General features: G+C 64.2%; 19 protein-coding genes. 5 read left to right on the forward strand and 14 right to left on the reverse strand.

Annotation, left to right across the window (positions count from 1 at the left end; all coding sequences use genetic code 11):
• Window positions 1-46: 46 nt before the first annotated feature.
• Entirely contained in the window at window positions 47-1,417 is a 1,371-nt protein-coding gene (locus GTW58_RS07940) for an NCS2 family permease (protein WP_119932955.1), read from the forward strand.
• Complete coding sequence (locus GTW58_RS07945; RefSeq protein ID WP_119932924.1) at window positions 1,417-2,160, forward strand: CPBP family intramembrane glutamic endopeptidase; 744 nt, start codon at window positions 1,417-1,419, stop codon at window positions 2,158-2,160. Before GTW58_RS07940 ends, GTW58_RS07945 begins: the two co-directional genes overlap by 1 nt.
• A 168-nt stretch (window positions 2,161-2,328) precedes the next feature.
• Here GTW58_RS07945 and GTW58_RS07950 read toward each other — a convergent pair whose 3' ends face one another.
• From GTW58_RS07950 to GTW58_RS07960, 3 genes are read right to left on the reverse strand one after another with little or no spacing between them, the layout of a single operon-like run.
• A complete protein-coding gene (locus GTW58_RS07950; protein WP_119932925.1) occupies window positions 2,329-3,210 on the reverse strand; it encodes a spermidine synthase in 882 nt (293 codons plus the stop codon).
• Entirely contained in the window at window positions 3,210-3,743 is a 534-nt protein-coding gene (locus tag GTW58_RS14615; protein ID WP_157980482.1) for a GNAT family N-acetyltransferase, read from the reverse strand. Before GTW58_RS14615 ends, GTW58_RS07950 begins: the two co-directional genes overlap by 1 nt.
• 2 nt (window positions 3,744-3,745) lie before the next feature.
• Complete coding sequence (locus GTW58_RS07960) at window positions 3,746-4,090, reverse strand: thiamine-binding protein (protein ID WP_047689080.1); 345 nt, start codon at window positions 4,088-4,090, stop codon at window positions 3,746-3,748.
• Between the two features lie 133 nt (window positions 4,091-4,223).
• Between GTW58_RS07960 and pta the strand changes: the two genes are divergently transcribed.
• Entirely contained in the window at window positions 4,224-6,317 is a 2,094-nt protein-coding gene (gene pta / locus GTW58_RS07965; RefSeq protein WP_119932927.1) for a phosphate acetyltransferase, read from the forward strand.
• A gap of 184 nt (window positions 6,318-6,501) precedes the next feature.
• Here pta and GTW58_RS07970 read toward each other — a convergent pair whose 3' ends face one another.
• Window positions 6,502-7,209, reverse strand: a complete 708-nt coding sequence (locus GTW58_RS07970) for a hypothetical protein (protein ID WP_156125346.1) — start codon at window positions 7,207-7,209, stop codon at window positions 6,502-6,504.
• A gap of 222 nt (window positions 7,210-7,431) precedes the next feature.
• Here GTW58_RS07970 and GTW58_RS07975 point away from each other — a divergent pair, with 222 nt between their 5' ends.
• Window positions 7,432-8,586, forward strand: coding sequence for an acetate kinase (locus GTW58_RS07975; protein WP_119932928.1), 1,155 nt, complete (start codon window positions 7,432-7,434; stop codon window positions 8,584-8,586).
• A 121-nt stretch (window positions 8,587-8,707) separates the two neighbouring features.
• On the opposite strand, the gene GTW58_RS07980 is transcribed toward GTW58_RS07975, so the two are convergent.
• From GTW58_RS07980 to GTW58_RS08010, 7 genes are all read right to left on the reverse strand, one after another.
• Window positions 8,708-9,229 carry a phosphoribosyltransferase gene (locus GTW58_RS07980; RefSeq protein ID WP_047689087.1) on the reverse strand — a complete coding sequence of 174 codons (522 nt, stop codon included), beginning with the start codon at window positions 9,227-9,229 and terminating at the stop codon, window positions 8,708-8,710.
• Between the two features lie 48 nt (window positions 9,230-9,277).
• On the reverse strand, window positions 9,278-10,303 hold the full coding sequence (locus tag GTW58_RS07985; RefSeq protein WP_047689091.1) for an LLM class flavin-dependent oxidoreductase: 1,026 nt from the start codon (window positions 10,301-10,303) through the stop codon (window positions 9,278-9,280).
• 87 nt (window positions 10,304-10,390) lie between these two features.
• Window positions 10,391-11,644 (reverse strand): lipopolysaccharide biosynthesis protein, encoded by a 1,254-nt coding sequence (locus GTW58_RS07990; protein ID WP_156125348.1) that lies wholly within the window; start codon window positions 11,642-11,644, stop codon window positions 10,391-10,393.
• An 18-nt stretch (window positions 11,645-11,662) separates the two neighbouring features.
• Window positions 11,663-12,514 carry a WecB/TagA/CpsF family glycosyltransferase gene (locus tag GTW58_RS07995; protein WP_119932929.1) on the reverse strand — a complete coding sequence of 284 codons (852 nt, stop codon included), beginning with the start codon at window positions 12,512-12,514 and terminating at the stop codon, window positions 11,663-11,665.
• The gene (locus tag GTW58_RS08000; protein ID WP_119932930.1) at window positions 12,495-13,577 is read right to left on the reverse strand and encodes a prenyltransferase/squalene oxidase repeat-containing protein; all 1,083 of its coding nucleotides are present in this window, start codon (window positions 13,575-13,577) and stop codon (window positions 12,495-12,497) included. The genes GTW58_RS07995 and GTW58_RS08000 overlap by 20 nt, the downstream gene beginning before the upstream one ends.
• Complete coding sequence (locus tag GTW58_RS08005; RefSeq protein WP_119932931.1) at window positions 13,574-14,725, reverse strand: glycosyltransferase family 4 protein; 1,152 nt, start codon at window positions 14,723-14,725, stop codon at window positions 13,574-13,576. The genes GTW58_RS08000 and GTW58_RS08005 overlap by 4 nt, the downstream gene beginning before the upstream one ends.
• Window positions 14,722-16,212, reverse strand: a complete 1,491-nt coding sequence (locus GTW58_RS08010; protein ID WP_157980483.1) for a hypothetical protein — start codon at window positions 16,210-16,212, stop codon at window positions 14,722-14,724. The genes GTW58_RS08005 and GTW58_RS08010 overlap by 4 nt, the downstream gene beginning before the upstream one ends.
• Window positions 16,213-16,801: 589 nt before the next feature.
• On the opposite strand from GTW58_RS08010, the gene GTW58_RS08015 reads away from it, so the two are divergent.
• Window positions 16,802-17,443 carry a YveK family protein gene (locus GTW58_RS08015; protein ID WP_119932933.1) on the forward strand — a complete coding sequence of 214 codons (642 nt, stop codon included), beginning with the start codon at window positions 16,802-16,804 and terminating at the stop codon, window positions 17,441-17,443.
• A gap of 39 nt (window positions 17,444-17,482) precedes the next feature.
• On the opposite strand, the gene GTW58_RS08020 is transcribed toward GTW58_RS08015, so the two are convergent.
• The 3 genes from GTW58_RS08020 to GTW58_RS08030 form a co-directional block, all read right to left on the reverse strand.
• Window positions 17,483-18,886: a phenylacetate--CoA ligase family protein gene (locus GTW58_RS08020; protein WP_119932934.1), complete on the reverse strand. Its 1,404-nt coding sequence runs from the start codon at window positions 18,884-18,886 to the stop codon at window positions 17,483-17,485.
• Window positions 18,887-19,121: 235 nt separating this feature from the next.
• Window positions 19,122-22,883, reverse strand: coding sequence for a proline dehydrogenase family protein (locus tag GTW58_RS08025; RefSeq protein WP_232818030.1), 3,762 nt, complete (start codon window positions 22,881-22,883; stop codon window positions 19,122-19,124).
• 136 nt (window positions 22,884-23,019) lie between these two features.
• On the reverse strand, window positions 23,020-25,440 hold the full coding sequence (locus GTW58_RS08030) for a polysaccharide pyruvyl transferase family protein (RefSeq protein ID WP_168023492.1): 2,421 nt from the start codon (window positions 25,438-25,440) through the stop codon (window positions 23,020-23,022).
• Window positions 25,441-25,467 lie beyond the last annotated feature (27 nt).

The raw sequence follows: 25,467 nt of genomic DNA on the forward strand, positions 1-25,467 counted from the left end.
TGGATTCCTGGACCGTTACTTTCTGATCACTGAACGTGGTTCCAACATGGGCCGGGAGGTCCGCGGCGGCATCGCCACGTTCATTGCCATGAGCTACATCGTGGTGCTCAACCCGCTGGTCCTGGGGCTGGGCCCTGATGGTGCCGGCAACACTTTGGGTGTCGACCGCGTTGCGGCCATGACCGCCCTGATTGCCGGTGTTCTGACCATTCTGATGGGCGTGATCGCCAAGGCACCGTTTGCTCTGGCCACCGGTCTGGGCGTGAACGCGTTCCTGGCAGTCACCATTGCCACCCACCCGGAGCTGACGTGGCCGCAGATCATGGGCCTGGTCATCTGGGCCGGTCTGATCATGTTCGTGTTGGTTCTCACCGGTTTCCGGACGGCCGTGTTCAACGCGGTGCCGTCGTCGTTGAAAACCGCGATTGTGGTGGGAATCGGCCTGTTCATTGCCCTGATCGGGTTTGTGAACGCCGGATTCGTGCGCCGCATACCGGATGAGGCCAACACCACGGTGCCTGTGAGCCTGGGCGTGGGTGGCCACCTGGTGGGGTGGCCCACCCTGGTGTTCGTGCTGACCCTGCTGCTGACGGTTGCCCTGATGGTGCGCCAGATCAAGGGCGCGATTCTGATTGCCGTGGTTTCCGGCAGTGTACTGGCCCACATCCTGGAGGCTGTGGTGCCTTCCGGTTCCTCTGTGGAGAGCCCCACCGGCTGGTCCCTGGTGGTGCCGCAGAACCCCACCGCGTTGCTGTCCTTCCCCAACCTCTCCCTGCTGGGCGAGGCCGCACCGCTGGATGCCATCACTCAGCTGAGCTCCTTCACCGCAGCACTGTTGATCTTCACCATCCTGTTGTCCATCTTCTTCGACGCCATGGGCACCATGGTTGGCCTCTCCGATCAGGCGGGCCTGGTCAAGGACGGCAAGATCGAGAACGTTGACCGTGTGCTGATGGTGGATGCCTTTGGCGCGGTGGCCGGTGGTGCGGGCTCGGTGTCCTCCAACCAGATCTATGTGGAATCCTCCACGGGCATTGCCGAGGGTGCTCGGACCGGCCTGGCCAACGTGGTCACCGGTGTGCTGTTCCTGCTGGCCACCTTCATCACCCCCCTGGTTGAGGTGGTTCCGTTCGAGGCCGTGGCACCCGCCATGGTGGTGGTCGGCTTCCTCATGGCCAAGAACGTGGTGCGGATCGACTGGGAGGACTGGGGCATTGCCGTCCCGGCATTCCTGACCTTTGTGGTCATGCCGTTCACCTACTCGATTGCCGACGGCATCGGCGCCGGGTTCATCTCCTACGTGTTCATCCGCGTGGTCCAGGGCCGTATCAAGGAGATCCACCCGTTAATGTGGGTTGTGGCCATCGCTTTTGTGGTCTTCTTCAGCACCGGCGTGCTTGAGGGCTGGGCCGGCTGATGAACCCGAACCAAGTCATCCCCCCGGGCTCGGTTCTCCACTTTGCCGAACAGGCCGTCCACCCGCGGCGCTCCCCGTGGCGTCCGCTGGTGGGCCTGGTGCTGGGTGGGTTTGCAGCACTGATCGTGTTGAGCCTGGTGACCCTCACGCTGCAACCGCCGCTGGGCACGGTGCTGCCCGGTGACCTCGCCTCCCTGGTCACCGCAGCATCGGGCCTGTTCCTGGCCGGTGTCACCCTGACGGTCATTGTCTGCGTGCTGCTGCGCCTGACCCCCGGCAGGCTCGTGTCCGTGACCGGTAGCTTCCGGTGGCGCCTGTTCGGTCTCTACGCCCTGGCCTGTGTGCCGATCATGGCGCTGTTCCTGATCGGCAACGTGCATGGCATTCAGCGCACTGACTGGATCCTGGCCACCCTGGTGGTCTTTGCCGTGATCCCGTTCCAGGTCACCGGCGAGGAGCTGGCCTTCCGCGGTGCCGTTCAACAATCGGTCTCAGCGCTGCTGCCCGCATGGCGCCTCCGGTTGGTGACTGCAGCGCTGGTGAGCGCCGCCCTGTTCGCCGTGGTGCACCGCCCCGGCAACGCCGCGGGTCTGGCGGCTTTCCTGGCCTTCGGCCTGGTGTTCGCCGCCGCGGGTTACCTGACCGGTGGCCTTGAGGCGCCGTTGGCCCTGCACCTGATCACCAACCTCTACAGCCTGGGCACCCCCACCATTCAGGTGGACAACACCAACCTACTCACCTAGAACGCCACCCAGATCACCTGGGGCAACGCACTGTTCACCATTGCTGTGAACGTCCTGCCGCTGGTTGATGTGGTGCTCATCAGCCGCCGGAAAGGTACCGTCACTGTTTGACAGGCAAATGACCGCTGGGATCGCCTCCCAGCGGTCAATTGCCTGTCAAACGCCTTTTCACGACGACGACGCCGGATCCCTCCTTGGCTGGACCGTTGCGGCAAAGGTGGCTGTCCAGCGCTGATCCTTGTACTGGGCCGGTACCGGGTCCACCAACAGCGAGCGCGTCATGGTGGCCGCTTCTGCCGTCCCGGATTCAGGCAGTGGGCGATGCGATGCGGCCAGGACCACGTTGCCGCGTCGTCGTCCTTTGAACATGGCGGGATCAGCCACGGCGGCCACGTGCTCAAAAACTGCCTTGAGGCCGGCGATCTCCTGGCGGACCCCGTTGAGTTGGGGATCGTCCCCCACGTTGAGCAGGTAGATCCCGGCTGGATCCAGCACCCGATCCACCGCGCGGGTGAACTCCACCGTGGTCAGGGAGGGCGGTGTCACGGCACCGGCAAAGACGTCGCGGATGATGACATCCCGCGTGGATTCCGTCAGGGACTCGGTCACCGCCCTGGCTTCACCGGCTCGAATGCGCAGCAAGGGTGCGCGGGGAAGGTTGAACCAACCGCGGACCAAATCCACCAGGCGGGCATCCAGCTCCACCACCACCTGGCGGGCCTCCGGCCATTCGTGGGCCAGCCACCGAGCCATGGAACACGCACCCCCACCCAGGTGGAGGACCCTGAGTTTGTGCGGATCCAGGTGGGCAGGAACGTGGGTGCGCAGCACGGCAGCCATCCAGCGCATGTACTCGAAATCAAGGTCACCGGGGCGGGCCGGGTCCACGTGGGAGGACGGCACACCGTTGACCATCACGGTCCAAGCACCGGGTGTCAGGTCATCCGGGACCAGCTCCACCGTGCCGGTCTGGATCTCCCAGGTCCCGGCGTGTGGGCCGTTGCTCTCCGCGGGTTGCTCGGGTTGGGTGCGTTGACGTTTGCGTCCCATCAGCCGACCTGCCCCGGGCGCAGCATGCGGTAGGTGAACTGCCCGGACCAGGCGTGTTCGGCGGGAAACGGCGGGTGGTCCACCTGGGTGAAACCGTGTTTGGCGTAGAACGCATGAGCGCGGTCATTGCCGGCCATGATCCACAGATACACGGGTTCGGCGGGGCCGTGATCTGCCAGTACGGCCGTGAGCAGGCGTTGCCCCAGCCCCGTCCCGTGGGTACTGATGCGCGTGTAAAGACTGACCAACTGGCGGGCGGCAATCACATCGGGAGCCACATCCGCCTCCCAGTCCATGGGCCCGTCGGCGGCAATCGCAAAGCCGAGCAGGGCGGCGTCGTCGTCCTGAGCCACCTGCACAGTGGTGCCGACGGTGCTCAGGTGCTGCAAATCTTCCTCAGCGGTGCCGGTACCGGACTGGATTGAAGCCACGAATTCCGGCCCGTAGAGCGGCCCGTAGGTCTCCGCCTGGCAGGCAAAGCGCACAGCAGTGAGTGCCGCGGCGTCCTCAGGTGTGCCGCGGCGAATGGTCACGTTCACCCTTCGATGGCCCCCGGGCTCGGTTGCCCCTCCAGAGCCTGGCGCTCCATGGCTGCTTCCAGGCGCTCGATCTTGCCGGTCATTTCCCCAGTGTGACCAGGGCGGATGTCTGCTTTGAGAACCAGGGAGACGCGCGGACCAAACCGCCCCACCGCCTCCGTGGCACGTTTGACCACGTCCATGACCTCATCCCACTCCCCCTCAATGGAGGTGAACATGGAATCCGTGCGGTGCGGCAAACCGGAGTCCCGGACGATCTGGACGGCGGCGGCAACGGCGTCGTGCACGGAGGCATCCGGGTTGTGGCCACCCATGGGTGAAACGGAAAAAGCAACGATCATGCCTCCATCCTCCCACTGGGGATTGGGTGAGGGGAGGGGGCTCGGAACGCAGGGCAACTCGCAGCGGCGCATGTGATGTGGCGGATAGGCTGTTCGGCGGACCCGAACCCGCCCGCGGAAGAGGAGCACTCGCGTGACCAACGGCATTTATCTCAGCGCCATGACACCGCTGTCCGGCAAGTCTCTGGTGGCACTGGGACTGATGGACACCCTGTTCAAGAACTCTGACCGCGTGGGCTTCTTCCGCCCGGTCCATATGGGAACCACCCCACAGGAGGACCCCCTTCTGCAGCTCATGGCGGAGACCTTTGAACTCCCGCCGGAGCGCTGCCGGGGCGCCGTTTCCCTGGAGCAGACCCGGGAGATCCTGGCCACGGGCAACTACGACGACCTGGACTCCCAGGCCGTGGCCATCTACACGGAAATGGCCACCCATTGCGATGTGATCGTGGTGGACGGCACGGACATGATCGCCCACAACGCCGCCATTGCAGAGTTCGATCTCAACGCGCGGTTGGCCAACAACATGGGGTGCTCCGTGCTGGCCGTGATCGGCGGCAATCAGACGGAGGACCCCCAGCAGTTGCTCAACGCCGTGGAGGTTTCCCGGACTGAATTGCGGGAAGCCAAGTGCGACATCTTTGCCATCATGGTCAACCGCTGCCCCGTGGAGTGGGTGGATGAAGTCACGCAGAAGGCTCCGCGCGGCCAGCACCACCTGCCCGTCTACGTGATCCCGGAACTTCCCGCGGTGTCCAGCCCCACGATTGAGGAACTGGTGGATGAGGCCGGGTTCGGAACCGACCTGGCAGCAGTGCCCCTGGACCGTGACATCCAGGGTGTGAAGATCGCGGCCATGACCGTGGAGCACTTCCTGGATCAGCTGGTTGAAGGCGAACTGGTGATCGTCCCGGGAGACCGCTCGGATGTTCTGATGTCCTGCCTGGCCTCGGCACTCTCCCCCGAACGCCCCACCCCGGCCGGCATGTTGCTGACCGGTGGCCTGCTTCCCGGTGAGCTGGTTCAGTCGTTCATCCAGACCGCGCCCTTCCCCGTCCTGACCACGGAGCAGGACACCTACAAGGCGGCCAAGCGCGTGGCACGTACGCGCGGTCGCCTGAGCAACCGCAGCCCCCGTAAGGCCGCCGCAGCCCTGGGTGAGTGGTCCCGTCGGATCGACGTTGACGAACTGGTGTCCCGCCTGGACCTGGAACGCCCGGTGCGCCGCACCCCGTTGCGGTTCCTGCACGACCTGGTGGAAGCAGCCCGCTCGGACCGCAAGAACATTGTTCTTCCAGAAGGCGATGACCCCCGCGTGCTGCGCGCGGCAGAAATCATCCACCGCCGGAACTTCTGCGATCTCACCATCCTGGGCAGCCCGGAGGAGGTGCGCCGGATCTGCGACTCCCAGGGCATCAACCTGAACTTCGAGGATGACGGCCTGGACCTTGTGGACTACCGCAATGACGCCGAACTCATTGACCGTTACGCCGATGCCTACGTGGAGTACCGCAAGCACAAGGGCGTGACCAAGGACGTAGCCGTGGACCGGATGCGGGACGGTTCCTACTTCGGCACCATGATGGTTCAGCTGGGAGATGTGGACGGCATGGTCTCCGGTGCTGCCCACACCACGGCCAACACCATCCGCCCTGCCCTGGAGTTCGTGAAGACTGCCGAGGGCGTGAAGATCGTCTCCTCCGTGTTCTTCATGTGCCTGGAGGACCGGGTGCTGGTCTACGGCGACTGCGCCGTGAACCCCAACCCGAACGCGGAGCAGCTGGCAGACATTGCGGTGGCTTCAGCTGCCACCGCCAGAGCCTTTGGCGTGGATCCGCGCGTTGCCATGCTGTCCTACTCGACCGGCGGTTCCGGTTCCGGCGAGGACGTGGAACGCGTGCGCGAAGCCACGGAGATCGTCAAGGCCACCAGCCCGGACTTTGCCGTCGAAGGACCCATCCAGTACGACGCAGCCGTGGATGCCTCCATCGCCAAGTCCAAGCTGCCGGAGTCATCGGTGGCAGGACAGGCCACGGTGTTCGTGTTCCCGGATCTCAACACCGGTAACAACACGTACAAGGCCGTGCAGCAGTCGGCCGGCGCAGTGGCGGTGGGCCCCGTCCTGCAGGGTCTGCGCAAGCCGGTCAACGATCTTTCGCGTGGCTGCACCGTGGAGGACATTGTGAACACCGTGGCCATCACGGCCATCCAGGCCCAGACCATGTGACCTCCGCACCAACCTTATGTATGCGTGGAGACAGACCCCTGACAGGCCTGTCTCCACGCATACATAAGGTTGGTGCACTAAACCCGGGGAACGGGTGCCCGGCGGTGTCTTCCCGTGGCCAATTCGGCAAGCACGCTGCGCTGAGCCTGCTCCCAGTGGTACCAAATCTGGTCGTAGCTCAGCCTCATGGTGGTGTAGCCAAGTCCCCGGAGGCCAGATCGCGCACTCGGTCCATGCGGTAGCGTGCCCCCGCTGCGTGGTGTTGTTCGCTGTCGCACTCGATGATCAGGGACTCACCCACCAGAAGGTCAACGCGCCCCACGCCAGGGATGAAGACCTGTGGTCTCACCGTGAACCGACGCTGTTGCAGGAAGAGTCTCACCCGGGTCTCGCTTCCGGATCCCGCGCCCAGCATGAAGTGCGTCAAGGATGCCCGTTTGGCTGCAGGGGCCGAACCCAGCAGGTCCCTGGCCGCTGGTTCTCCGATCAGCCCCAGGTTCACGGCAGATTCCGTCACGATCAGGCCGGTCTCCACATCGTGGCGCGCGATGGCCTCCCGCAAACCGTCCATGACGGGCGCCAGCGGTGCATGCGTGGCCCGGGTCAGCCGATGGAGTTGGACCCCAGCTACGGCAGGCCGGGGAACTCCCGGATTGAGCATGACGTGCAGCTGCCGATTCGGTGTCCAGATTCCGTGCTGTTCACAACCGCTGAGGCAACCCAGGGTCCCGCCCAACGCCACGGCCCTGGCCACGGGCGCCGCTGCCCGAGCCGTGGCATACCAACCTTTGCGCAACCGCGTGAGTGAGCCACCTTCAAGGAGGGCATTCAGGCGCTGCCTGTCCAATCCACGTTCACGCAGGTCCGCCAGCGAGTAGATGCCCGAGTCCATGGATCGACCCTGCCACCGGAGCACCGTGTTCCGGCAGCCCCTGTGGATAACCGCCGGTTCATCACACGTGGCGAACACTTCCGATCAACACGTGGCGAACGCCTCCAAACAACAGAGGTCAACCCCGCCGTACGCCTGGGGCCAGCGCGGATCTGACTGACACAATGGAGGCAACTCCGCTCCACACAGCGGGCCGATCAGGCGCGCAGGAAGTAGTCACCCATGCTGATTTTGGTCGTCAACTGCGGCTCGTCCTCCATCAAGTACCAGGTCCGGGAGATGCCGGAACCGGGCCAAGCCGACACCGACGGCGGCACGGTGGTCACCAAGGGCCTGATCGAGAACATCGGGACGTCCGAGATTCAGGATCACACCCAGGCCTTGGACATCCTGGCCGAGCGCCTGGAAGAAGAACTGGGGGATCGCACCATCGATGCCGCAGGTCACCGCGTGGTCCACGGTGGCGAGCGCTTCTCCCAGCCAGTTCTGGTGGACAACGAGATCATCCGTGCCGTGGAACGCCTCTCCCCGCTGGCACCCCTGCACAACCCGGCTCACGCACTGGGGTTGCGCGCCATTCAGAAGAAGTGGCCGGACATGCCCCAGGTCTGTGTTTTTGACACGGCCTTCCACCGGTCCATGCCGGAACACGCATGGCGCTACGCCCTGCCGAATGAGTTGTACGAGGAGTACGGCGTACGCCGTTACGGCTTCCACGGGACTTCGCACGATTTTGTGACCGGCCTGGCCGCCGAACACCTGGGTGTTGCCCGCGATGACTTCAACGCCGTGGTGGCCCACCTGGGCAACGGTGCTTCCGTGACCGCCATCAAGAACGGCGAGTCCTATGACACCTCCATGGGATTCACACCCCTGGCCGGCCTGGTCATGGGAACCCGAACGGGCGATTTTGATCCGTCCATCATCACCGCCATGCTCCGCCGGGACCCGGAGATGACCGCCCAGCACCTGGACGATCTGATGAACAAGCAGTCCGGGCTGAAGGCGATTGCGGGTCACTCGGACATGCGTGCTGTGGAGGACGCTGCTGCTGCCGGGGATGCCGGTGCGCAGTTGGCACTCGAAATGGCTGCCTACCGCCTGGCCAAGTACATCGGCGGGTACCACGTGGCCGTGGGCGGTGCACGGGCCTTGATCTTCACCGCAGGCATCGGGGAGAACTCGGACACCTTCCGCCAGCTGGTGGTGAATCACCTGGGCGCTTTGGGCACCACGCTGGATCCGGAGGCCAATTCGGTCCGCAATGACCAGGTGCGCCGGATCTCCACGGCGGATTCCACCTTGGAGGTGCTGGTGGTCCCCACGGATGAGGAACGTGCCATCGCAGAGGCCACCGCGCAGCTGGTGAGCAACTGACCGGCGACTGCTTCCGCTCATTGCGCGCCAGCCCCCGCTGAGAAGTGATGTGTGCCGCCCATCAGAGCTGATGGGCGGCACACATCACTTCTCAGCGCAGATCACCGGACCAAATCATCGCTCAACTGTCTTGGGCGTCAGCACCAGAGGCCACCACCGGCGGCTGGTCCGACCACGGGAACACAATCCATTCATCCGTGGACTTCCAGATGTAGTCCGGCTCCACAATGGACCGCGGTTTGGAGTAGATCACCGCGCTGCGGCAGTCTGCCCCGAATCCGGAGAGCAGTTCCAGCACAAGGGCCAGTGTGCGCCCGGAGTCGGCGACGTCGTCGACCACCAGAACCTTGCGGCCCCGAATGGAATCCACGTCCAGCATGGGTGCCAGCAGGACGGGATCGGGCAGGGTCTCGTGGACGTCCGTGTAGAACTCGACGTTGACGGCATCAATCAGCTTGACGCCCATGGCGTAGGACAGGGCACCTGCGGGCACCAGGCCTCCGCGGGCCACTCCAATGATCAGGTCCGGCTGGAAGCCGCTGTCCGCAATGGTCTGGGCCTGCTGCCGGACGGCATCGCCAAAGCCCTGCCAGGTGAGGACATCTTTGGTGTTGAGGTCAGTGGAATCCGCGTGATAAGCCATGCCGCCACGTTAGGGCATGCGGCAGTCAGGAGTCATCTGGCGTATGCCTCAGCCGGCCAGCATGTCCTCCACCAGGGGTGCCACCTGGGTGCCGAACAACTCGATGGAGCGTTGCATCCGATCGTGGGTCAACGGCCCCACCGAGTATTTGAGGTCAAACCGCTGAGCACCCAGAACCTTCTGATGAGCCGCGATCTTGCGGGCCACGGTCTCCGGGGAGCCAACGTAGTAGGCGCCTTTTGGGCCGCACATGGCATCAAAGTCGGAGCGCTGCAGGGCGGGCCATCCGCGTTCACGCCCAATGACGTCGTGGTTGGCGGCAAAGGCCGGGAAGAACTCGTCCCGGGCCTGCTGGTCGGTTTCTGCGATGTAGCCGGGTGAGTGCCACGCAATGGGCAGCTCGGGCTTTCCAAAGTGCTCCAGAGCCCGTCGGTAGTGATCGGCAAAGGGCTTGAACCCCAGGGGGCTGCCGCCGATGATCGCAAAGATCACGGGCAGTTGGTAATGGGCGGCGCGCACCACCGAATTCGGGGAACCTCCCACGGCGATCCATGCCGGAAGCCGCCCGGTTTCGGTCTTGGGGAAGACCTCGATCCCGTTGATGGCGGCGCGCAGACCACCCTCCCAGGTGATGGGACCCTCCTGCTGCAGGCGGGTGAACAGTTCAAGTTTCTGGGCGAACAGGTCCTCGTAGTCCTCCAGCGCGTAGCCGAACAACGGGAAGGACTCGGTGAAGGAACCACGCCCCAGGATGGCTTCCGCCCGACCGTTGGAGAGCGCGTCCACCGTGGCAAAACGCTGGTAGACCCGCACGGGGTCCTCGGAGGACAGCACGGTCACGGCACTGCCCAGACGAATGTTCTCCGTGGTGGTGGCAAGCCCTGCCAACACGGTGTCCGGGACGGAAACGGCGTAGTCCGCGCGGTGGTGTTCCCCCACACCAAAGAAATCCAGCCCCACCTGGTCGGCCAGCCGGCCTTGTTCCACCACGTGCCGCAGGACTTGGGCCTGGGAGATGGGTTGACCGTCAGCGCCGGGGTGGACGTCGCCAAAGGTGTTGAGACCAAGCTGCATGATGTGCTCCAGTTCAGGGGTGGCCGGACATCACCATTCTGCCTTAGTTTAAGTGACGTGTCACCTAGCTTTGGGTACGAGCCGCTCTCACGTCAACCTCCGACTGTGCATCACGTATCCCGCCGTCATGCACGCCGACCGGAACACTTCCCCACCCAGCACCCAACAGGCCACCGCCAGCGCCGTGTCAGCGCCACTGAGCCAGGCTCCGCCCACCACCAGCACCAGCTGCACGCCACTGATCCGCATGAACCAGCGTTCGTGTCCACCCATCATCAGCACATTGCTGGTGGCAGAGGTGGTGGCGTTGATCAGCGTGGAGATCACCAGAACGACGGCGGCCCCCCACGTCCCCCGGTAGTCCTCACCCAGCAGCTCCACCAGTGCGCCCTCACCCACCAGCAGCAGGAAGGCCAACAACAGGGCGGGCAGCACGGCCGAGGCCACGGCGGCCTCCACCACGAGTTTGCGCAGCGCGGCCCGGTCCCGCACCGCCACCGCGATCCTCGGCCCGAACACCGTGGACACCGCAGAGGTGCCCATGGCGCCTGCGGACTGGATGCGCTGTGCGACGTCGTAGGTACCGGCCACCGCCAGGGAGCGGGCGGAGAGCACGAACATGGGCCCGCGCACGCACAGGGCGGTCAAGGTGGCGCCCAGGCCCAGGGGGAGGGCCATGCGCCACGGTGTGCGGGGGATCTCAATGCCCAGGGCCCGGTAGTGGGAGAGCCTGCGGCCAGGGGCCGGGGAGATCCACCACATGATGACCGCAATGATCACGAATGCCGCCACCTGGCCTGGGATCAGCAGTTCCGGTCGCGTGACCGAAGCCAGCAGGGCAGCCACCAACCCCAGCAACGGCAGTGCCACTGATTCCAGGAACTGCCCCGCCACAGGTTGCTGTTTGGCCATGCGTTGGACCATGAACAGACGTCCGAACGCGGAGGCGGCAGCCACGGCCCAGAAGGCCAACACCCATCGGGTGGGATGGCCCATGAGCTCGCCGGCCACGGTGACCGCCACCGCCATCAAGCCGATCACCAACCAGATCCGGGTGACCGTGCGGGCATCACGCCGGACCAGCATGCGGGCCCGCCTGCGGTCATTGGCGGCCCACAGCGGTGCCTGTTCGCGAATGCCGGAGGTGTCCAGACCAAAGGTTCCGGACATGCGGGCCACCAGGGCCACAGACCACAACAGTCCGTTCAGGCCCACGTCCTCCACGGAGAAGCGCAGTGCCACAACGGCCACCAGGGCCATTTGCAGTGCGGCACCACCCACCCGGATCCCCAGCACCATCAGGGACTGGAGGCGGGCTCTCCCGCGCCGATCACCTGCCACGAGTGGAGTTGTCCTCAGTCACTTCCGCATCAACCTGCCCGTCAGTGGCATCCCGTTTGCCCGGTCCTTGGCCAGGTACCACAGGAACTTGGTGTTGCCCACGGCGTAGCGCTTGAACATGCGCTTGGGTTCCATGGCCAGGCGGAAAGCCCATTCCATGCCCATTTTCTGCATCAGTTTAGGCGCCCGTTTGGTCTGCCCGGCGACGACGTCGAAAGAGCCACCCACACCCACACAGACACCCACGCCCATGGCATCGCGCTGACCGTAGATGAAGTCTTCCTTCATGGGCGAGGGGATGGCCACAAACAGAATGTCCACGTCCATGGAACCGATTTCCCGGGCCATGTCCTGATCGGTTTTGCCCTGTTTGCGCCAGTAGCCGTCATGGATGCCCACAATGTTGGCGCCACGGCGGGTGAAGTCCTCCTGGACCGCCGCCAGCACTTCCGGGCGGGCGCCCAACAGGTAGATCCGCTGACCTTCCTGGGCGGAGAGATCCACCAGGCGGTTCATCAGATCAATACCGGCCACCCGCTCAGGCACCGGACGGCCCAGCAGCTTGGAGGCCCACACCACGGCCTGCCCGTCAGCGCTGACCACATCGGCAGCGTTGAACTCGGACTGCTTGGCAGGGTTCTCCTTGGCGGAGACAATCTTGGCGGCGTTGATGGACAGGTGGTTGTGGTGACCGCCGTCGGTCATCAACCCCTTGAGTTTGTCCACAGTCTGTTCCATGGTCAGGGGGTCGATCCCCACTCCCATGACGTCGCGCCGCTTGGCCCTGCCATCGCGCGGCAATCCACGGTTCAGCGTGGGCTCGGCCTGCGGGCCGTGTTCGAATTCTTTGTCACGAGCCGGCAGACTCATTGCTGTTCCCCCATCCGGCCAGGGCCAACGTGGCGTGACCCTGGTTCCATCTCATGTGCGGCAGCCCCGACCCCAAACTGCGGAAGCCACCGTCATCGCCTTGCAAACCCAGCAGGTGCTTCACGGCCGGGCGCGGATCCGGGGTTCCCCAACCCCGTTGCGCCGCGCGGGCCAGAAAACCCACGGTGGTGGCCACGTTGTGCACGTCCTGGGATGTCTTCTGATCGTTTGCGTAATACAGCGGGAGGCCGTCTGCATCCAGGCAGTTCTCCGCCCAGTACCGCAGGCCTTCCGGTATCGCCTCCCCTGTGTCGAATCCTGCCTGCTCAAGCGCCCACAGGGAATCAAGGTTGTAGATGGTGTGGAAACTGTCCACCCATTCCAGCCCCGGCCCCACCCCGTAGGACCAGGATCCATCCGGCATCTGGGCGGCCACCGTCCGGTTGATGGCACTCTGGATCTTGGTGGCATCTCCGCCCAGCATGGCCAGCGACTCAGCCGCCAGCAGGGAGCCGTTGTGCACCAAGCGCTCGGAGGTGGTGGTGTAGCGGAAGTACCCGTTGTGGAACTGCCCCTGCAGCCACCGCGTGACCTCCGGACTGACTTCATCCAGCCGCCCGGTGGCTTGGAATGCCCGCAGCGCAAAAGTTGTGGCCACCACGTTGGGACTTCCGGCCGGGTAGAACGCCCATCTGGTCTGGACGTCGAACTCATAACCCCACGGGCCGGACCCTCGCTCACTCAGAATCCGGTCCACCAGCTGATCAGCCTGGCCTTGATCACCCATGAGCACCGCCGCATGGGCAAACAGCGCCATCCCCTTGGTCATCCGCACCACGGGCACATCAGTCAGGTCCCGCAGCCACTGCCCCGCACGTTTGTGCGCCTGCACCCAGGCCTGGCGCGGTCTCCGTCCCCGGAGGTGCTTGGCGTGGGGTGAGAGCAGACCGTCATACGGGTCCGTCCCGGCAAACTCACGCACCTGCGCAAAGCGGAAAGCCCGCTTTGCTGCCTCACGGACCTCAGTGTGCAGTTCAGCCCCCAAATCGATGGGAGGAATCATGACCGTTTCCCCTTTCGGAATACACCACGGCTGGCTGTCCCTCCACGAGTGGCCCACCGTGACCGAGAACGACGACGCCCCTTCGGCGTCCGTTGCTGCTGGCCGTGCATGTGGGCCGCCTTTTCCACCATGTCGTCGAACCGTGGGCGGTATGTGGACAGTGAGTACCTTTCTGCCCACACATGGCGAGCTGATGTGGCGATTCGGGACCGTTGGTCCGCATCGGAGATCAGGCGGTCCAATGCTGCACGCAGGGCATCGACGTCACCGACCGGCACCAGCAGACCGTTCTGACCGTCTTGAACAACCTCAGGAACTGCACCCACCGGAGTGACCACGGGTGCCAAGCCCCAGGCCATGCCTTCAAGCAGTGACAGTGGCAAGTTTTCCGCCAAGCTGGGCAGCACCAAGATCTGTGCGTGCTCCATCTGTTCCACCATTGCCGCAGGGCCCAACCAACCAGTGGTTTGAACGTCCCGGGCAGATTCCACCAGGGTCGTGATCTGCCCGTCCGGATCATCCACGTCTCCTGCCAAGACCAGGACGGCCCGCCCCACCGTTTCCATGCGGGACCATGCCTCCAGCAGGGAGTCAGCCCCCTTCCGAGCCCCGACTCGGCCGGCGAAGAGAACCTTGACGGGCGATTGGCGCACACCGATACGATCCGGCCCCGGCACGGCATTGGGCATTTGGAACGTACGCGACGGCAGCACTCCCAAATCTTTCTGGACGTAGTCACCCCACCCCCGCCCAAGAACTGCCACCAATGCCGCGTTTCGGTAGAGCCCAAGCACACCTCTTTGGAGGACAGGCCTCAGCGTGCGGAAAAACTCTGGATAGCCACCACTGTGGAGGTGGACCACGTATGGCACCTTGCGTGCTCGCAGGATCGCACTCACCATCAACTTCCTCCAGGTGCTGCCCCCGGAGGACACTGCAAGAACCCACACCTCAGCAGAGTCAGCCGTGGCCGCCTGGAGCAGGGCACGGGCAAACCTCATCAGTCGCAGCGCCGTGGGGGCCGGCGCTCCCCCGGACTCGACGAATTCCAGAGTGGTCCGTGTGGAGTGTGTGCTCTGCAAGTAACCGGCCATCACGCCGATCCCACCGGCGGATCCCGGGCCTGGTCCCACGATGCGAATCCTCATGGTTGCCCCCCGGTACGCTCAACAACCTTCAACTCCCCAGTTGCCCACGGCAGCAGCTCCTGGCTGCCCTCACGTGGCCCAGCTGCCCACGGCGTCGCCGGCAGCGGTTCCCGTGTCTGGCGGGGCGTGGAGCTCAAGGCGGTGGCGATCCCAGCAGCCACGAACGGCAGGGCAAACATAGGTGGTGACACGAACACAGGTGCCACCACGGATTCGATTCCCAGGGTGATAAACCATGCCACGGTCACAGCCCCCACCCACCGAACATGTGCGTGCGGTGACCTCCGCATGAGACGCCAACCCGTGACAGCCAACAGATACAAGGCGCCTGCATAACAGAGGGCACCCAGGATCCCGGCCTCGGCAATCGGCGCAGGCCAGAAAGTGTCGGAGAGAAACCCACCTCGGTCTCCTGGGCCCATGCCGTAGATCCACTGGTATCCCAGGTCCTCGTAAAGGGGACTGTAGTGGTCACCTGCGGTGAAGGACGCGAATCGACCGAACCCCACACCCAGGGGAAAAGCCGACACGGTCAGAGTGATGGCATCCAGGGTCATGCGAACACGAGCAGTCTCGGCAACATTGGCCGTGTACTCCTGGTACGTACTGACCACCACCGCAGTCAGAGGCTCCCACCCCAGAACGAGCGCCACGGGCAACAACACCCCCAGCGCAGTCAGGTACAACGCCTTGAGCCCAGGGAGCATGGCCCGCATGCTGATGGCCGTCACGGCCGCAGCAGCGATCGACTTCCTCCGGAATGCAGCAATGCAGGCAAGACCCGTTGCAATCAACAGTGCCAGGCTCAAGGCATTTTTTCTGATCAGATGGCGATAAAGCAGAATCGCCAGGAAAGCCATGGACATGGTTGTACCGAGACCCACAGGGTGGTCGAAAGGCCCTGTTAAGCTGGTGAAACCAGCGCGCTCCGTGATGGTGGCCATGCGACCAATCCACGCGTTCCACGGGCCTGGCGCAACAGCGTTGATTGCAGAAGCTGCCAACACGAAGACAACAAAGAACACTCCGGCGCGCACAACGTTGGGCAGATCCTCACGCCGCCAGTCCAACTGGGCCACTGCGAATCCAAGCATGGGTCCTTTGAGGAACAGAAACGCGCCCAAGGCCATGGTGCTGAGAGGAACTGACTGCACCACGCTGCTGATCACGCCCAGAACGGCGAAGGCAAGAAAGAACCACAACGCAGGGTAGAACCGGATGGAACCACGCAGGACCAACCGGCGTCCGGTGAACAGCACCACGGCCAACAGGATCCCCAGCTCATCACCGTAGCCAAGCGCGTTGACTCCGGAGACGGTCTGCAGCGTCTGGGACAGCATGGTCAGCATGACCAGGATTCCAGCTGTGACCTTGGGGTACTTGCAGGCGGCCAGTGCCATGATCAACAGGGCCAGACCAACTGTGAACACAGCAGCCATCACTGTGACCACTCGGGCCAGCTCAACCGATGTGGCTGGTTCTACCAAGGCGAAATCTCCCCCAATCTTGCGTCCTGCGCCCCAAACAACTCTTGCGTCTTGCGCCCCCATCAACGCTGAACTCCGCTGTGACGCCCAGTTCGCTCAAGGCATCATCACCGGATGGTCCCGACACCCGGGCGCCCACATAATCCGAGGCGCCATGGCGCTCACATAATCCGAGGCGCCATGGCGCTCACGCTGAGCAGGGTCTGGAAAAGGTCTTCCCCAAGACCTCAGGCTTCCTGCTCCCAGTCCTCGATGTGCAGACCTGACGTGTGCCCGGGGCGGTGCTCAAGCCATGGTGGCACGGCAGTTGAGCCTGACTGAACGTGAGGCCAATAATGTCCACACAAGTGGAGGTAGGTCGCAGTAACAGTATGTATTTTCCTGATTCAAGCAGACCGGAGGGCTAGCATGGGGCCTGCTTACGGCCGTTTGGGGACGCCGTCAGCTCACGACACAGCACGTGTCCAGATGACGATCGACCGCAAGTCAACACCGAACTGAGGGCGCAAGGTAGAGCAGCGCCGCCAGTCCTGCACCTGCGGAAATTCGAGGGACACACGCACATGACTCGATCAGGGGGAATCGAAAGTTGCGCGAGAAATCACCGTACGAGACCAATGAGATCACCGCAGTGGAGCTCGGTGGTGCCGTTCGACGTCGGTGGTGGCTCCCCGTACTGGGCCTGATTCTGGGCCTGGCCCTGAGCTTTGCGTTTTCCGCCACCCAAGCTCCCCAATACAGCTCCGTGACCACGGCCCTGGTACACGCCACCGCAGCACAGGACACCGCAACAGACCGCCTGGCCGCCGAGGAGCTGGCCAAGTCCAGGGCTGTAACATACGAGTCCCTGGGTAACTCCGTGGTGGTGGCTGACACGGTGAAACAGGACCTGGGCCTGGACACGCCCACCGACATCTTGTTGGAGAACGTCCGCGTTGTGGCAAGCCCGGACACCACTGGATTGGAGGTCACCGCCAGTGCGGCCAGCCCAGGAGAGGCAGCCGAGCTAGCAGCCGCATGGCGTGAGGCTCTGGCAGACGCCGCCGGAGACCCCCAACCCGGAGACAACATCCAGGTGATACCTGCAGGTGAGCCAACCGTCCCGGCGAACCCCTCCGGAATCGCAACACCGCTGATCTACGCGATTGGCGCAGCTGTTGGTCTCCTGTTGGGCGTCATTGCGGCCGTCAGCCTGGGGCACCCCCGCAACTCGGGGCGCCGAGCAGCCTGAGCAGCACCAGACCCGGATGGCACCCCCACCCAGCCAGGCTCACGCCCAGGTGCTGACCACTCCGTCGATGTTCTGATCCACCAACCGGGCTTTGCCCCCGGGTGGCACCTGGAGACGGTCAACCACCTCAAAGCTCAGCTCCACCTGATCCTTGGTGCGGCTGACCATGGTGGTGTAGAAGTCCTTGAGGTCCTCACTGGTTGCGCGGGCAGAGGGCTCCACCATGAGAGCCACCTTCCCGGGTTCGTCCTGACGGAACCTGAACCTGTTCACACACAGGAACTGGTGTCCGTGAACGTTCAGAGGTGTGGTGGGGAACAGCGTTCCGTCTGCGCGGACCAGGCCTTCGCGTCCACGGCGTGCCTTGATGTCCTTGAACGTGGGCTCCCCCCAGGTGTTGAATCCCACCACTTCTGCGGAATCACCGGTGTCATATCGCAGGAAAGGGTGCCCCATCAGGCGTAGTCCTGTTGTCACAATTCGTCCACGTTCACCCACCTGCGCTGGGCTGCCGTCTGCCTTGAGGATTTCGGTGATCCCGTAGAGAGGCTCCGGGTGGAACACCCATTCCCGGTCCATGGGGGCAAACACGGTGCGTTCGGAGAGCCCGTAGAAGTTGGAGACCTTTGCGTTGGGGAAGACCCGTCGGAAGGTCTCGGCCTGGGCCGGTGTGTACTCCTCGGAGACCGCCAGGATGCCCTTGACCTGATACCGCCAGTCGTCGTCGGGAAGGTGGGTTTCCAGCAGGCGCGCCATGTAGTCGATGGAGGCCGGGTAGCCGTGGATGTAGCGGATGCTGCGATCCGTGACCAGCTTCCAGTGCTCCCGGATCTTTTCCGGGGACAGGGCTTGTATGCGCAGCACCACTTCCCCGGTGGTGGCCTGCACCAAGTGGTCCTTGGACTCGTCAAACTCCACGGCACCCCGCAGGAACAGCCGCCAGTCATCCAGCTGATAACCGGTGTCCTGCTCCCAGGCGTTCTGAACGTAAGCCCATTCCCCGGCCCCACGTGCCTTGTCCAGGTGGAACAGGATGGGGCTACCGGAGGTTCCGGAGCTTGCCACCAGTTCAACCGTGGATCGGGATGCTGGGGCAATCATCAACTCGGTGTTGGCGGATAATGCCGCACGGGTCAACACCGGCAGCTGCGCCAAAACCGTGAAGGGGTCATCAACCTGAGGGTCGAATGATTTCAGCGCCACGTAATCAAAATGTTCACCGTAATATTCCGTGCTCGCGGCGACTGAAAGCAACTTGATCAACTGGCGGCGGCGTTCTTCTTGTCCCCAAAAAGGTACCGAGTGTGCCTTCAGAATATCGCGGCGGGTTCGACGGTAGGCCGGCCCGTAGCGCAGACGTACTGGTATGGCTCGCACCAGGACAGCAAACTTCTCCCGTTGCTCCGCCGGTAGATGCGCAATACGCTCGCGCACGGAAATCATGATCTCCCCTTGTCAGCCTCGGTTTCAGCTGGGAGGTGAGGGCCCCCGCGCTGCTGCACCCCTTGGGCTGCACTGAATCTCTTGGCTTTGGTCAGGTTCTTTGACGTGCAGAACTTGCACCCCTGATGAGGCATCATCATATAGGTATGAATCGTGATGTGCATTCGGGGCCAAGATCCCGCAGTTGTCCATCACAACAGGATCTTGGCCCTGAATCATCCACAACAAGATTTTGTTATGAAACGGTTGTCATCAGCCGAGATTTGAGGGATTCCATATCCGGGAACGGATTTCCGAACCGGTGCATGGTCATGGAAACTGCCTGCTCATGGAGCATTTCCATGAGTTCCACTCGAGCAGCTCCAACCACCGGGTGGCTCAGCACTGCGACGTCCGGAGTTGCCCCCAGTGCGGCACCCAGATTGACGTCCGTGCCGATCAGCTTGATGCGGGCACCGGCGTGCAGGTCCTCGGCCGGGGTTCGCTGCGATTCGGTGTCGCTGGCCCCGGCTGCCTCGGCCTGGTCAGCCTCCACGGCGTCACCGCTGAGCACGCGGGCCACCGCCTGCTCGCGGAACTCGGCATCGGTGGCCGCAGGCAGAACACCTGAGAACAGGTCCCGCGCCACCAGCGGCAACTCGTCAGCGATTCGCGGCGCGGGGCTGAGCACCACATGGGAACCGGAGCGCGCTGCTGCCAGTCCCACCCGCACCACGTCCGTGACGGGTGCATCCTCAGCTGCGCGCACCACCACACGACGCGGACGGTAGCGGAACAGGTTGGCCTCCACAGAAAGGCCGGTGGGGTCCTTGGTGACGCCGAATTCACCGTCCCAGGCCTTTTGGTCCACGGCTGCGCATGAACGCAACCAGGCCAGGTCCGGTTCCGGCAGCGTGTTGGCCAGTTCCGCGGAGGAGAGCACGGCCGAGACCACGGGGTGGGCACTGCCGCCGGTGGTGTCCCGGTGGAATCCTGCCTTGTACCAGGTCCCCAGCTGGGCCAGGTAGTTGGGCCCACCAGCCTTGGCGCCCAGCCCCACAGAGGACTTCTTCCAACCACCGAACGGCTGACGCTGCACGATGGCACCCGTGATCCCCCGGTTCACGTACAGGTTGCCGGCCTTCACACCCTCCAGCCATCGCTCAACCTCTGTGGCGTCCAGGGAGTGCACACCGGCAGTCAGCCCGTAGTCCACGGCGTTCTGCCATTCCAGGGCCTGACCCAGGTCCTTGGCGTGCATGAGCCCCAGCACGGGGCCAAAGACCTCCGTGAGGTGGAAGAAGGATCCGGGTTTGACGCCCTTCTTGATCCCGGGACGCCACAGCCGCCCCGTGTCATCCAGTTGTTTGGGCTCCAGCAGCCAGGTTTCGCCGTCGTCGAGTTGAGTCAGGGCGCGGCGCAGTTTGCCCTCCGGTTCCTTGATGACGGGGCCCACCACGGCCTGCAGATTCTGCGGCCAGTCCACCACCATGGATTCGGCGGCGTCCAGCAACTGGCGTTCAAAACGCTCAGAGGTCCCCACGGAGCCCACCAGAATGCCCAGGGACGCCGCAGAGCACTTCTGTCCTGCGTGACCGAAGGCGCTGGTCACCAGATCCCACACCGCTCGGTCGCGGTCGGCTGCGGGTGTGACCACCAGGGCGTTCTTGCCGGAGGTCTCACCGGTCACAGGCCGCCCGGTGCGCCAACCACCGAACAGTTCAGCGGTTTCGTATCCGCCGGTCAGCAGCACCCGGTCCACACCGGGGTGGGAGACCAACGCCTTGCCGGTGTCGCCTTCCACGGAGTCCACCAGCTGGAGCACCTCACGCGGAACACCTGCATCCCACAACGCCTCGATGATCGCAGCCGAGCAGCGCTTGGTCTGCGGAGAGGGCTTGTGGATCACGGCGGCCCCCACCGCCAGCGCCGCCACCGTGGAACCGCACGGAATGGCCAACGGGAAGTTCCACGGCGGGGTCACCAGCACCAGGGTGTCCGGGTCGAACACCGCACCGTCCACCTGCTCCAGTTCCAGGGCCCGGCGCGCGTACCAGCGGCAGAAATCCATGGCCTCAGAGACCTCGGGGTCGCTCTGCGGCAGGGCCTTGCCGGTTTCAGCGCCGGCAACGGCCATCAGGTGACCGCGGCGCTCCCCCAGGATGTCAGCGGCGCGGTTGAGGATCTCCGCGCGCTCACGCGCTCCCCGGGCCTGCCACTGCTTGGCGGCGTGCCGCCCGGTTTCCACGACGACGGCGACCCCGTCCTCATCCAGGCCGTCGGGCAGCGCAAGGGAGTCGTACCAGCGGCGGTCCGTGATCTGTTCGGCGATCTCGGCGGCCCACTGCTGGTTGGCCGGCACGGACACGTCCGTGTCAGGTTCATTGACAAAAGGCTGATCCAGCGGCTGGTGCCCCTGGTAACCACCGTTGGCCTCGCCCGCGCGGTCCTGGTTGCGGTGCGGCTCAGGTGCCTGGTCACCATCCAGGGCGATGCCTTCTTCCATCAACTGCTGCACGGAGGCTTTGAACCGGGCGGCCTCACGCTCAAAGATGGCGTTGCCGGGTGCCAACTCAAAGATCCCGGACATGAAGTTCTCACTGGCTGCGTTCTCCTCCAGGCGGCGGACCAGGTAGGAGACGGCCACGTCGAACTCGGCGGGGCGAACGGCCGGGACGTAGAGCAGGATTCGGCCCACATCTTCGGACACCGCCACGGACTGCTCCACGGCCATGCCCTGCAGCATCTCGAATTCGATCCGGTCCGTGACCCCGCGTTGTTCGGCCAGCAGGTGGGCGAATGCGATGTCGAACAGGTTGTGCCCGGCAACGCCGATCCGCATTCCGGACAGCCGCTGCGGGGTGAAAGCCCAGGCCAAGGCGCGCTTGTAGTTGGCGTCCGTCGCCTGCTTGGAGGGCATGGTGGTCAGGGGCCAGTCGTGGACCTCGGCATCCACCTTCTCCAAAGCCAGGTTGGCGCCCTTGACCAGGCGGATCTTGATCTGGGCGCCGCCGTCGGCAACGCGCTGGGCCGCGAACTCGGAAAGACGCTGAATGGCGCCCAGTGCATCGGGCAGGTAGGCCTGGACCACGATTCCGGCCTCCAAGTCCTTCAGCTCAGCACGGTCCAGGAGTTCAATGAACACCTCTGTGGTCAGGTGCAGGTCCGAATAGAACTCCATGTCCAGATTGATAAACTTGGTACCGGCCGGGGCAGCAGCTGCCTTGAGGTACAGAGGCAGCAAGCGGTCCACCACGCGGGTCACGGTGCCGTCAAAACCCCAGTGGGAGAGTTGAGCCACCACGGAGGAGACCTTGATGGAGGCGTAGTCCACGTCCGAGCGCTCCAGCAGGTCGTCAACGTCCTTGAGGTGCTTGTCAGCCTCCGCGTCTCCCAGGACCTCCTCACCCAGCAGGTTGATGTTGAGGGGGTTGCCCTGCTCGGTGAACTTGGCCACGGCCTTGCCGAACGGCTCAGGGCGGGCATCCACCACCAGGTGTCCCACCATCTGGCGCAGGCGACCCCGGGCCACCGGGATCACGGCGGCCGGAGCCAACCGAGAGAACACTCCACCGGCCAGAATCTGGGAACGGTCCACCTTGGACAAGCTCTTGGGTGCCAGTTTGGCCACCCGCTGCAATGCCTTGGCCGCTGCCTTGCTGTCCTCGGTGCGGACCACTCGGTCCACAAAACCAGTGGTGAACTCCAGCCCGTCCGGGTCCTTGAGGATGGCGGAGAGGCGGTCAGCTCCTGGGGAGGATGCCTTGCCCTCCTTGGCCACACGATCGGCCCGGTCCAACCAGGCGCTCACCTGGTCAACGGCGGGTTGAACAAGATCAGTCAGACCTTCAAGGCCCTGCAACTGATCGGCACCGCCGTGGGTGGTGGCGGGAATCTGCTGGTCCGTGTCGGGTCTCTGGCCGGTACCGGGGTTCTCAGGCATGGTGTTGGACACGTGTGCGCCCTCTTTCAGCTCGCCCTGGGACGGAACCGTGGCACTCCCACGGCCTCCGGCCATGGTCTCCACAGGGCAAAAAAATGGGCCGGTGACAATACTCTAAGGGACTCACATGTCTGCTGTGTCACATGCTCCGGCAAGCACATTCCGGGCCGGACACCGCGCTGGTGCGGCTACCTGAGCGGGCCGGTGGTCTTCAGGAAATGCCAAAGAATCGGCGCAGCTTGCGCTTGATGAAACCGAAGAACGAATTGTCCGCCAGCACGTTGGCCACGTTGTGCATCTCCCGCTGCTGTTCCCTCAACAAGACTGCCAGTTCCGCGTTCTGCCGCTCCAGGTGCTCAATGCGTTGCCGAACGCTGCTGAACTCCCGCGCCATGAACAGCGGCAGCCCGATCCCGTTCTCCCGGGTCCACTCCTGGAAGTGGCGCTCCCGCACAGCAAGGTCGTACTGCCGGTGGTGCTGAGCTCCGGCGATCATGGAGTTGCCCAACTCGCCGGCCTGCTCCGGGCGCTGCTGCCAGAAGGCCAAGGGCAAGCCGTCAATGAATCCGATGGTGGCGGCCTGAGCGAATCGTAGGTGGAACTCCCAGTCACCGACTGCCGGCAAGGTTTCGTCGTAGTCGCCGATCACCCCGTGCATGGATCGGCGGTACAGGAAGGAAATGGGCAGGGCCCGGTTGATCTCCATCAGGTCCGTCAAGGTGATGGAGTGCAACTGCGCCCAGAAAATCTCCCGTCCCGTTTCATGGATCACGGGCGGTTCGGCCTTCAGGTCAACCGATTCGTACACGATCTCCGTACGCACCATCACGCCACCATCCGTGCAGGACGGACGCTCCAAGTACGCCACGGTGCGCTGCAGGAACAGGGGGTGCCAGCGGTCGTCGTCGTCGTGAATGCACAGGAATTCGCTGTCCGTGGCCCGCACGCCGATGTTGGAGGCGGCCTCCATGCCGTAGGACCTCCGGTTGTGGATCACGGAGACCCGGCCCGCGAATTCCCGTTCGCGTGCTGCCACCAGGGCGTCAACGGGTTGGGGATCGCCGCCGTCGTTGACGATCACCAGGCGCCAGTCCGCAAAACTCTGCGCCAGGACGTCATCCAGGGCCCGCTCCAGCAAGATGGCACGGTCCTTGGTGCGCATCACAATCGCCACTGTGGCCCGGTGTGATTCCAGCACCGGTGCCTGGGGCCGTGTCCAGTCCCGGCGCAGGGCTCGCGCAATCTCCGAACCCGCTCCGGCAGGTGGCACTTCCGCCAGTTCCGACGGTACAGGTGCTGATCCTGTCAGGCCTACAGCCACGGTGTCCCACCACGCAGCGGCGTTGGCGCGGACGGCGGCTCGCCTGGCCAGGAGGTCATCGGAGAACTGCTCCCGGCCCTCCACCATGTCCTGGGTCCACTTCTGAGCGGCTTCACGTAGATCCCACGCCACGGAACGCGGGGTCAACAACGCACCCAATGGCATGACCTGACCGCTGATCCCCCAGGTGGCGCACGCCCCGTCCATGCGCACTTCCGCAAAGTTGTCCACCGCCACCGGCAGCACCGTGGCACCACCGGCCAACCCGAAAACCACCGGGTGGTAGCGGGAGGTCACCACGTAATCTGCGGTCAGGGTTCGCCGCACACTTGCAGCGGCGGATTCGATCTCACGGTGTACGGACTCGCTGTGCATTCGCACGGCCACTTTGCGGTGAAACGCCGGGTCATGGTCGTTTTCGCCCGGTTGCGCCATGTGCGGAACGAACTCCACACAACCGCCCGTGCGATGCACCAGGGAATCCAGTACGACGGCGTAGGCCTCCGCCGCCTCTTCCGTTCCGTATGCTCCGGTGCGGTTGGCGAACGTTGCCACAATGCGCGGACGGGTGGGATCCCCGGATTCGCGCACCTCAACAGGGGTGGTGTCCACATGGCCATCCACGGCCTGGTCGATGGTGGGCACCGCAGTGGTGGTACCGGCCTGGTTCTCTGAACCGTGTTGTGACCAGCGTGAACTCAGGGCGTCCAGGGCCCAGCCGGTGGCATCATCCGCACAGGCGCGCACACCACGGTGGTTGGGGCACAAAATGTTGGCCAGGCGGTGGGACTCAGGGTCCCGTAAGCCCACCAACGTTGCCTTCTCCAAGGTCTCACGCAGCACCTCACGGTCCACCGGGGACAGATTGGGCCCCAGCGTCTGGCCGCTGAACACCACGGGCTTGTTCAGGCGCTCGGCCACCCGCACGACGGCGGCGCGTTCGTAAAGCAGCCACCCGAACTCCGAGTTCATGTTGCCGCCACCGGCCACCAGAACCGCATCCACCCCGCGCAGCACCTCGATCAGCGCAAACACCGGGTCCGATTCGGGTATCGCCTCTGTTTGCCCGGCCAACAGCTGGTCGATTTCTTCCAGGCGCTGTTGGCGCTGGGCCGGCGGCCACGGGAAAGTCAGCGTGGGGACCGCCTGGACGGAGTCGTACTGGCTCAAGGTCTCCTGGACATTTCGCGTGAGCAGCACCAGATCAGTGATGCCCCGGGCCTTCAGTGCAGCCACCGCGGCATGGCACATGGCCTCGTCACCCACGTGGTAAGTGGGTTGACCGATGTCGCTGAGGATGGCTACACGCATGACCGAAATCCTCCCACAACCCGGGTT

Source organism: Kocuria subflava, from assembly GCF_012163155.1.
GTDB lineage: Bacteria > Actinomycetota > Actinomycetes > Actinomycetales > Micrococcaceae > Kocuria > Kocuria subflava.

What these genes read in the sequence shown, in the direction of transcription:
- GTW58_RS07995 (WP_119932929.1), bottom strand. Translation starts at nt 12,514, where the DNA reads ATGAGTCTGCCGGCTCGTGACAAAGAATTCGAACACGGCCCGCAGGCC.
- GTW58_RS07945 (WP_119932924.1), top strand. Translation starts at nt 1,417, where the DNA reads ATGAACCCGAACCAAGTCATCCCCCCGGGCTCGGTTCTCCACTTTGCC.
- GTW58_RS07975 (WP_119932928.1), top strand. Translation starts at nt 7,432, where the DNA reads ATGCTGATTTTGGTCGTCAACTGCGGCTCGTCCTCCATCAAGTACCAG.
- GTW58_RS07940 (WP_119932955.1), top strand. Translation starts at nt 47, where the DNA reads ATGGGCCGGGAGGTCCGCGGCGGCATCGCCACGTTCATTGCCATGAGC.
- GTW58_RS07960 (WP_047689080.1), bottom strand. Translation starts at nt 4,090, where the DNA reads ATGATCGTTGCTTTTTCCGTTTCACCCATGGGTGGCCACAACCCGGAT.
- GTW58_RS08000 (WP_119932930.1), bottom strand. Translation starts at nt 13,577, where the DNA reads ATGATTCCTCCCATCGATTTGGGGGCTGAACTGCACACTGAGGTCCGT.
- GTW58_RS08025 (WP_232818030.1), bottom strand. Translation starts at nt 22,883, where the DNA reads ATGGCCGGAGGCCGTGGGAGTGCCACGGTTCCGTCCCAGGGCGAGCTG.
- GTW58_RS08030 (WP_168023492.1), bottom strand. Translation starts at nt 25,440, where the DNA reads ATGCGTGTAGCCATCCTCAGCGACATCGGTCAACCCACTTACCACGTG.
- GTW58_RS07980 (WP_047689087.1), bottom strand. Translation starts at nt 9,229, where the DNA reads ATGGCTTATCACGCGGATTCCACTGACCTCAACACCAAAGATGTCCTC.
- GTW58_RS08005 (WP_119932931.1), bottom strand. Translation starts at nt 14,725, where the DNA reads ATGAGGATTCGCATCGTGGGACCAGGCCCGGGATCCGCCGGTGGGATC.
- GTW58_RS07950 (WP_119932925.1), bottom strand. Translation starts at nt 3,210, where the DNA reads ATGGGACGCAAACGTCAACGCACCCAACCCGAGCAACCCGCGGAGAGC.
- GTW58_RS08020 (WP_119932934.1), bottom strand. Translation starts at nt 18,886, where the DNA reads ATGATTTCCGTGCGCGAGCGTATTGCGCATCTACCGGCGGAGCAACGG.
- GTW58_RS07985 (WP_047689091.1), bottom strand. Translation starts at nt 10,303, where the DNA reads ATGCAGCTTGGTCTCAACACCTTTGGCGACGTCCACCCCGGCGCTGAC.
- GTW58_RS07970 (WP_156125346.1), bottom strand. Translation starts at nt 7,209, where the DNA reads ATGGACTCGGGCATCTACTCGCTGGCGGACCTGCGTGAACGTGGATTG.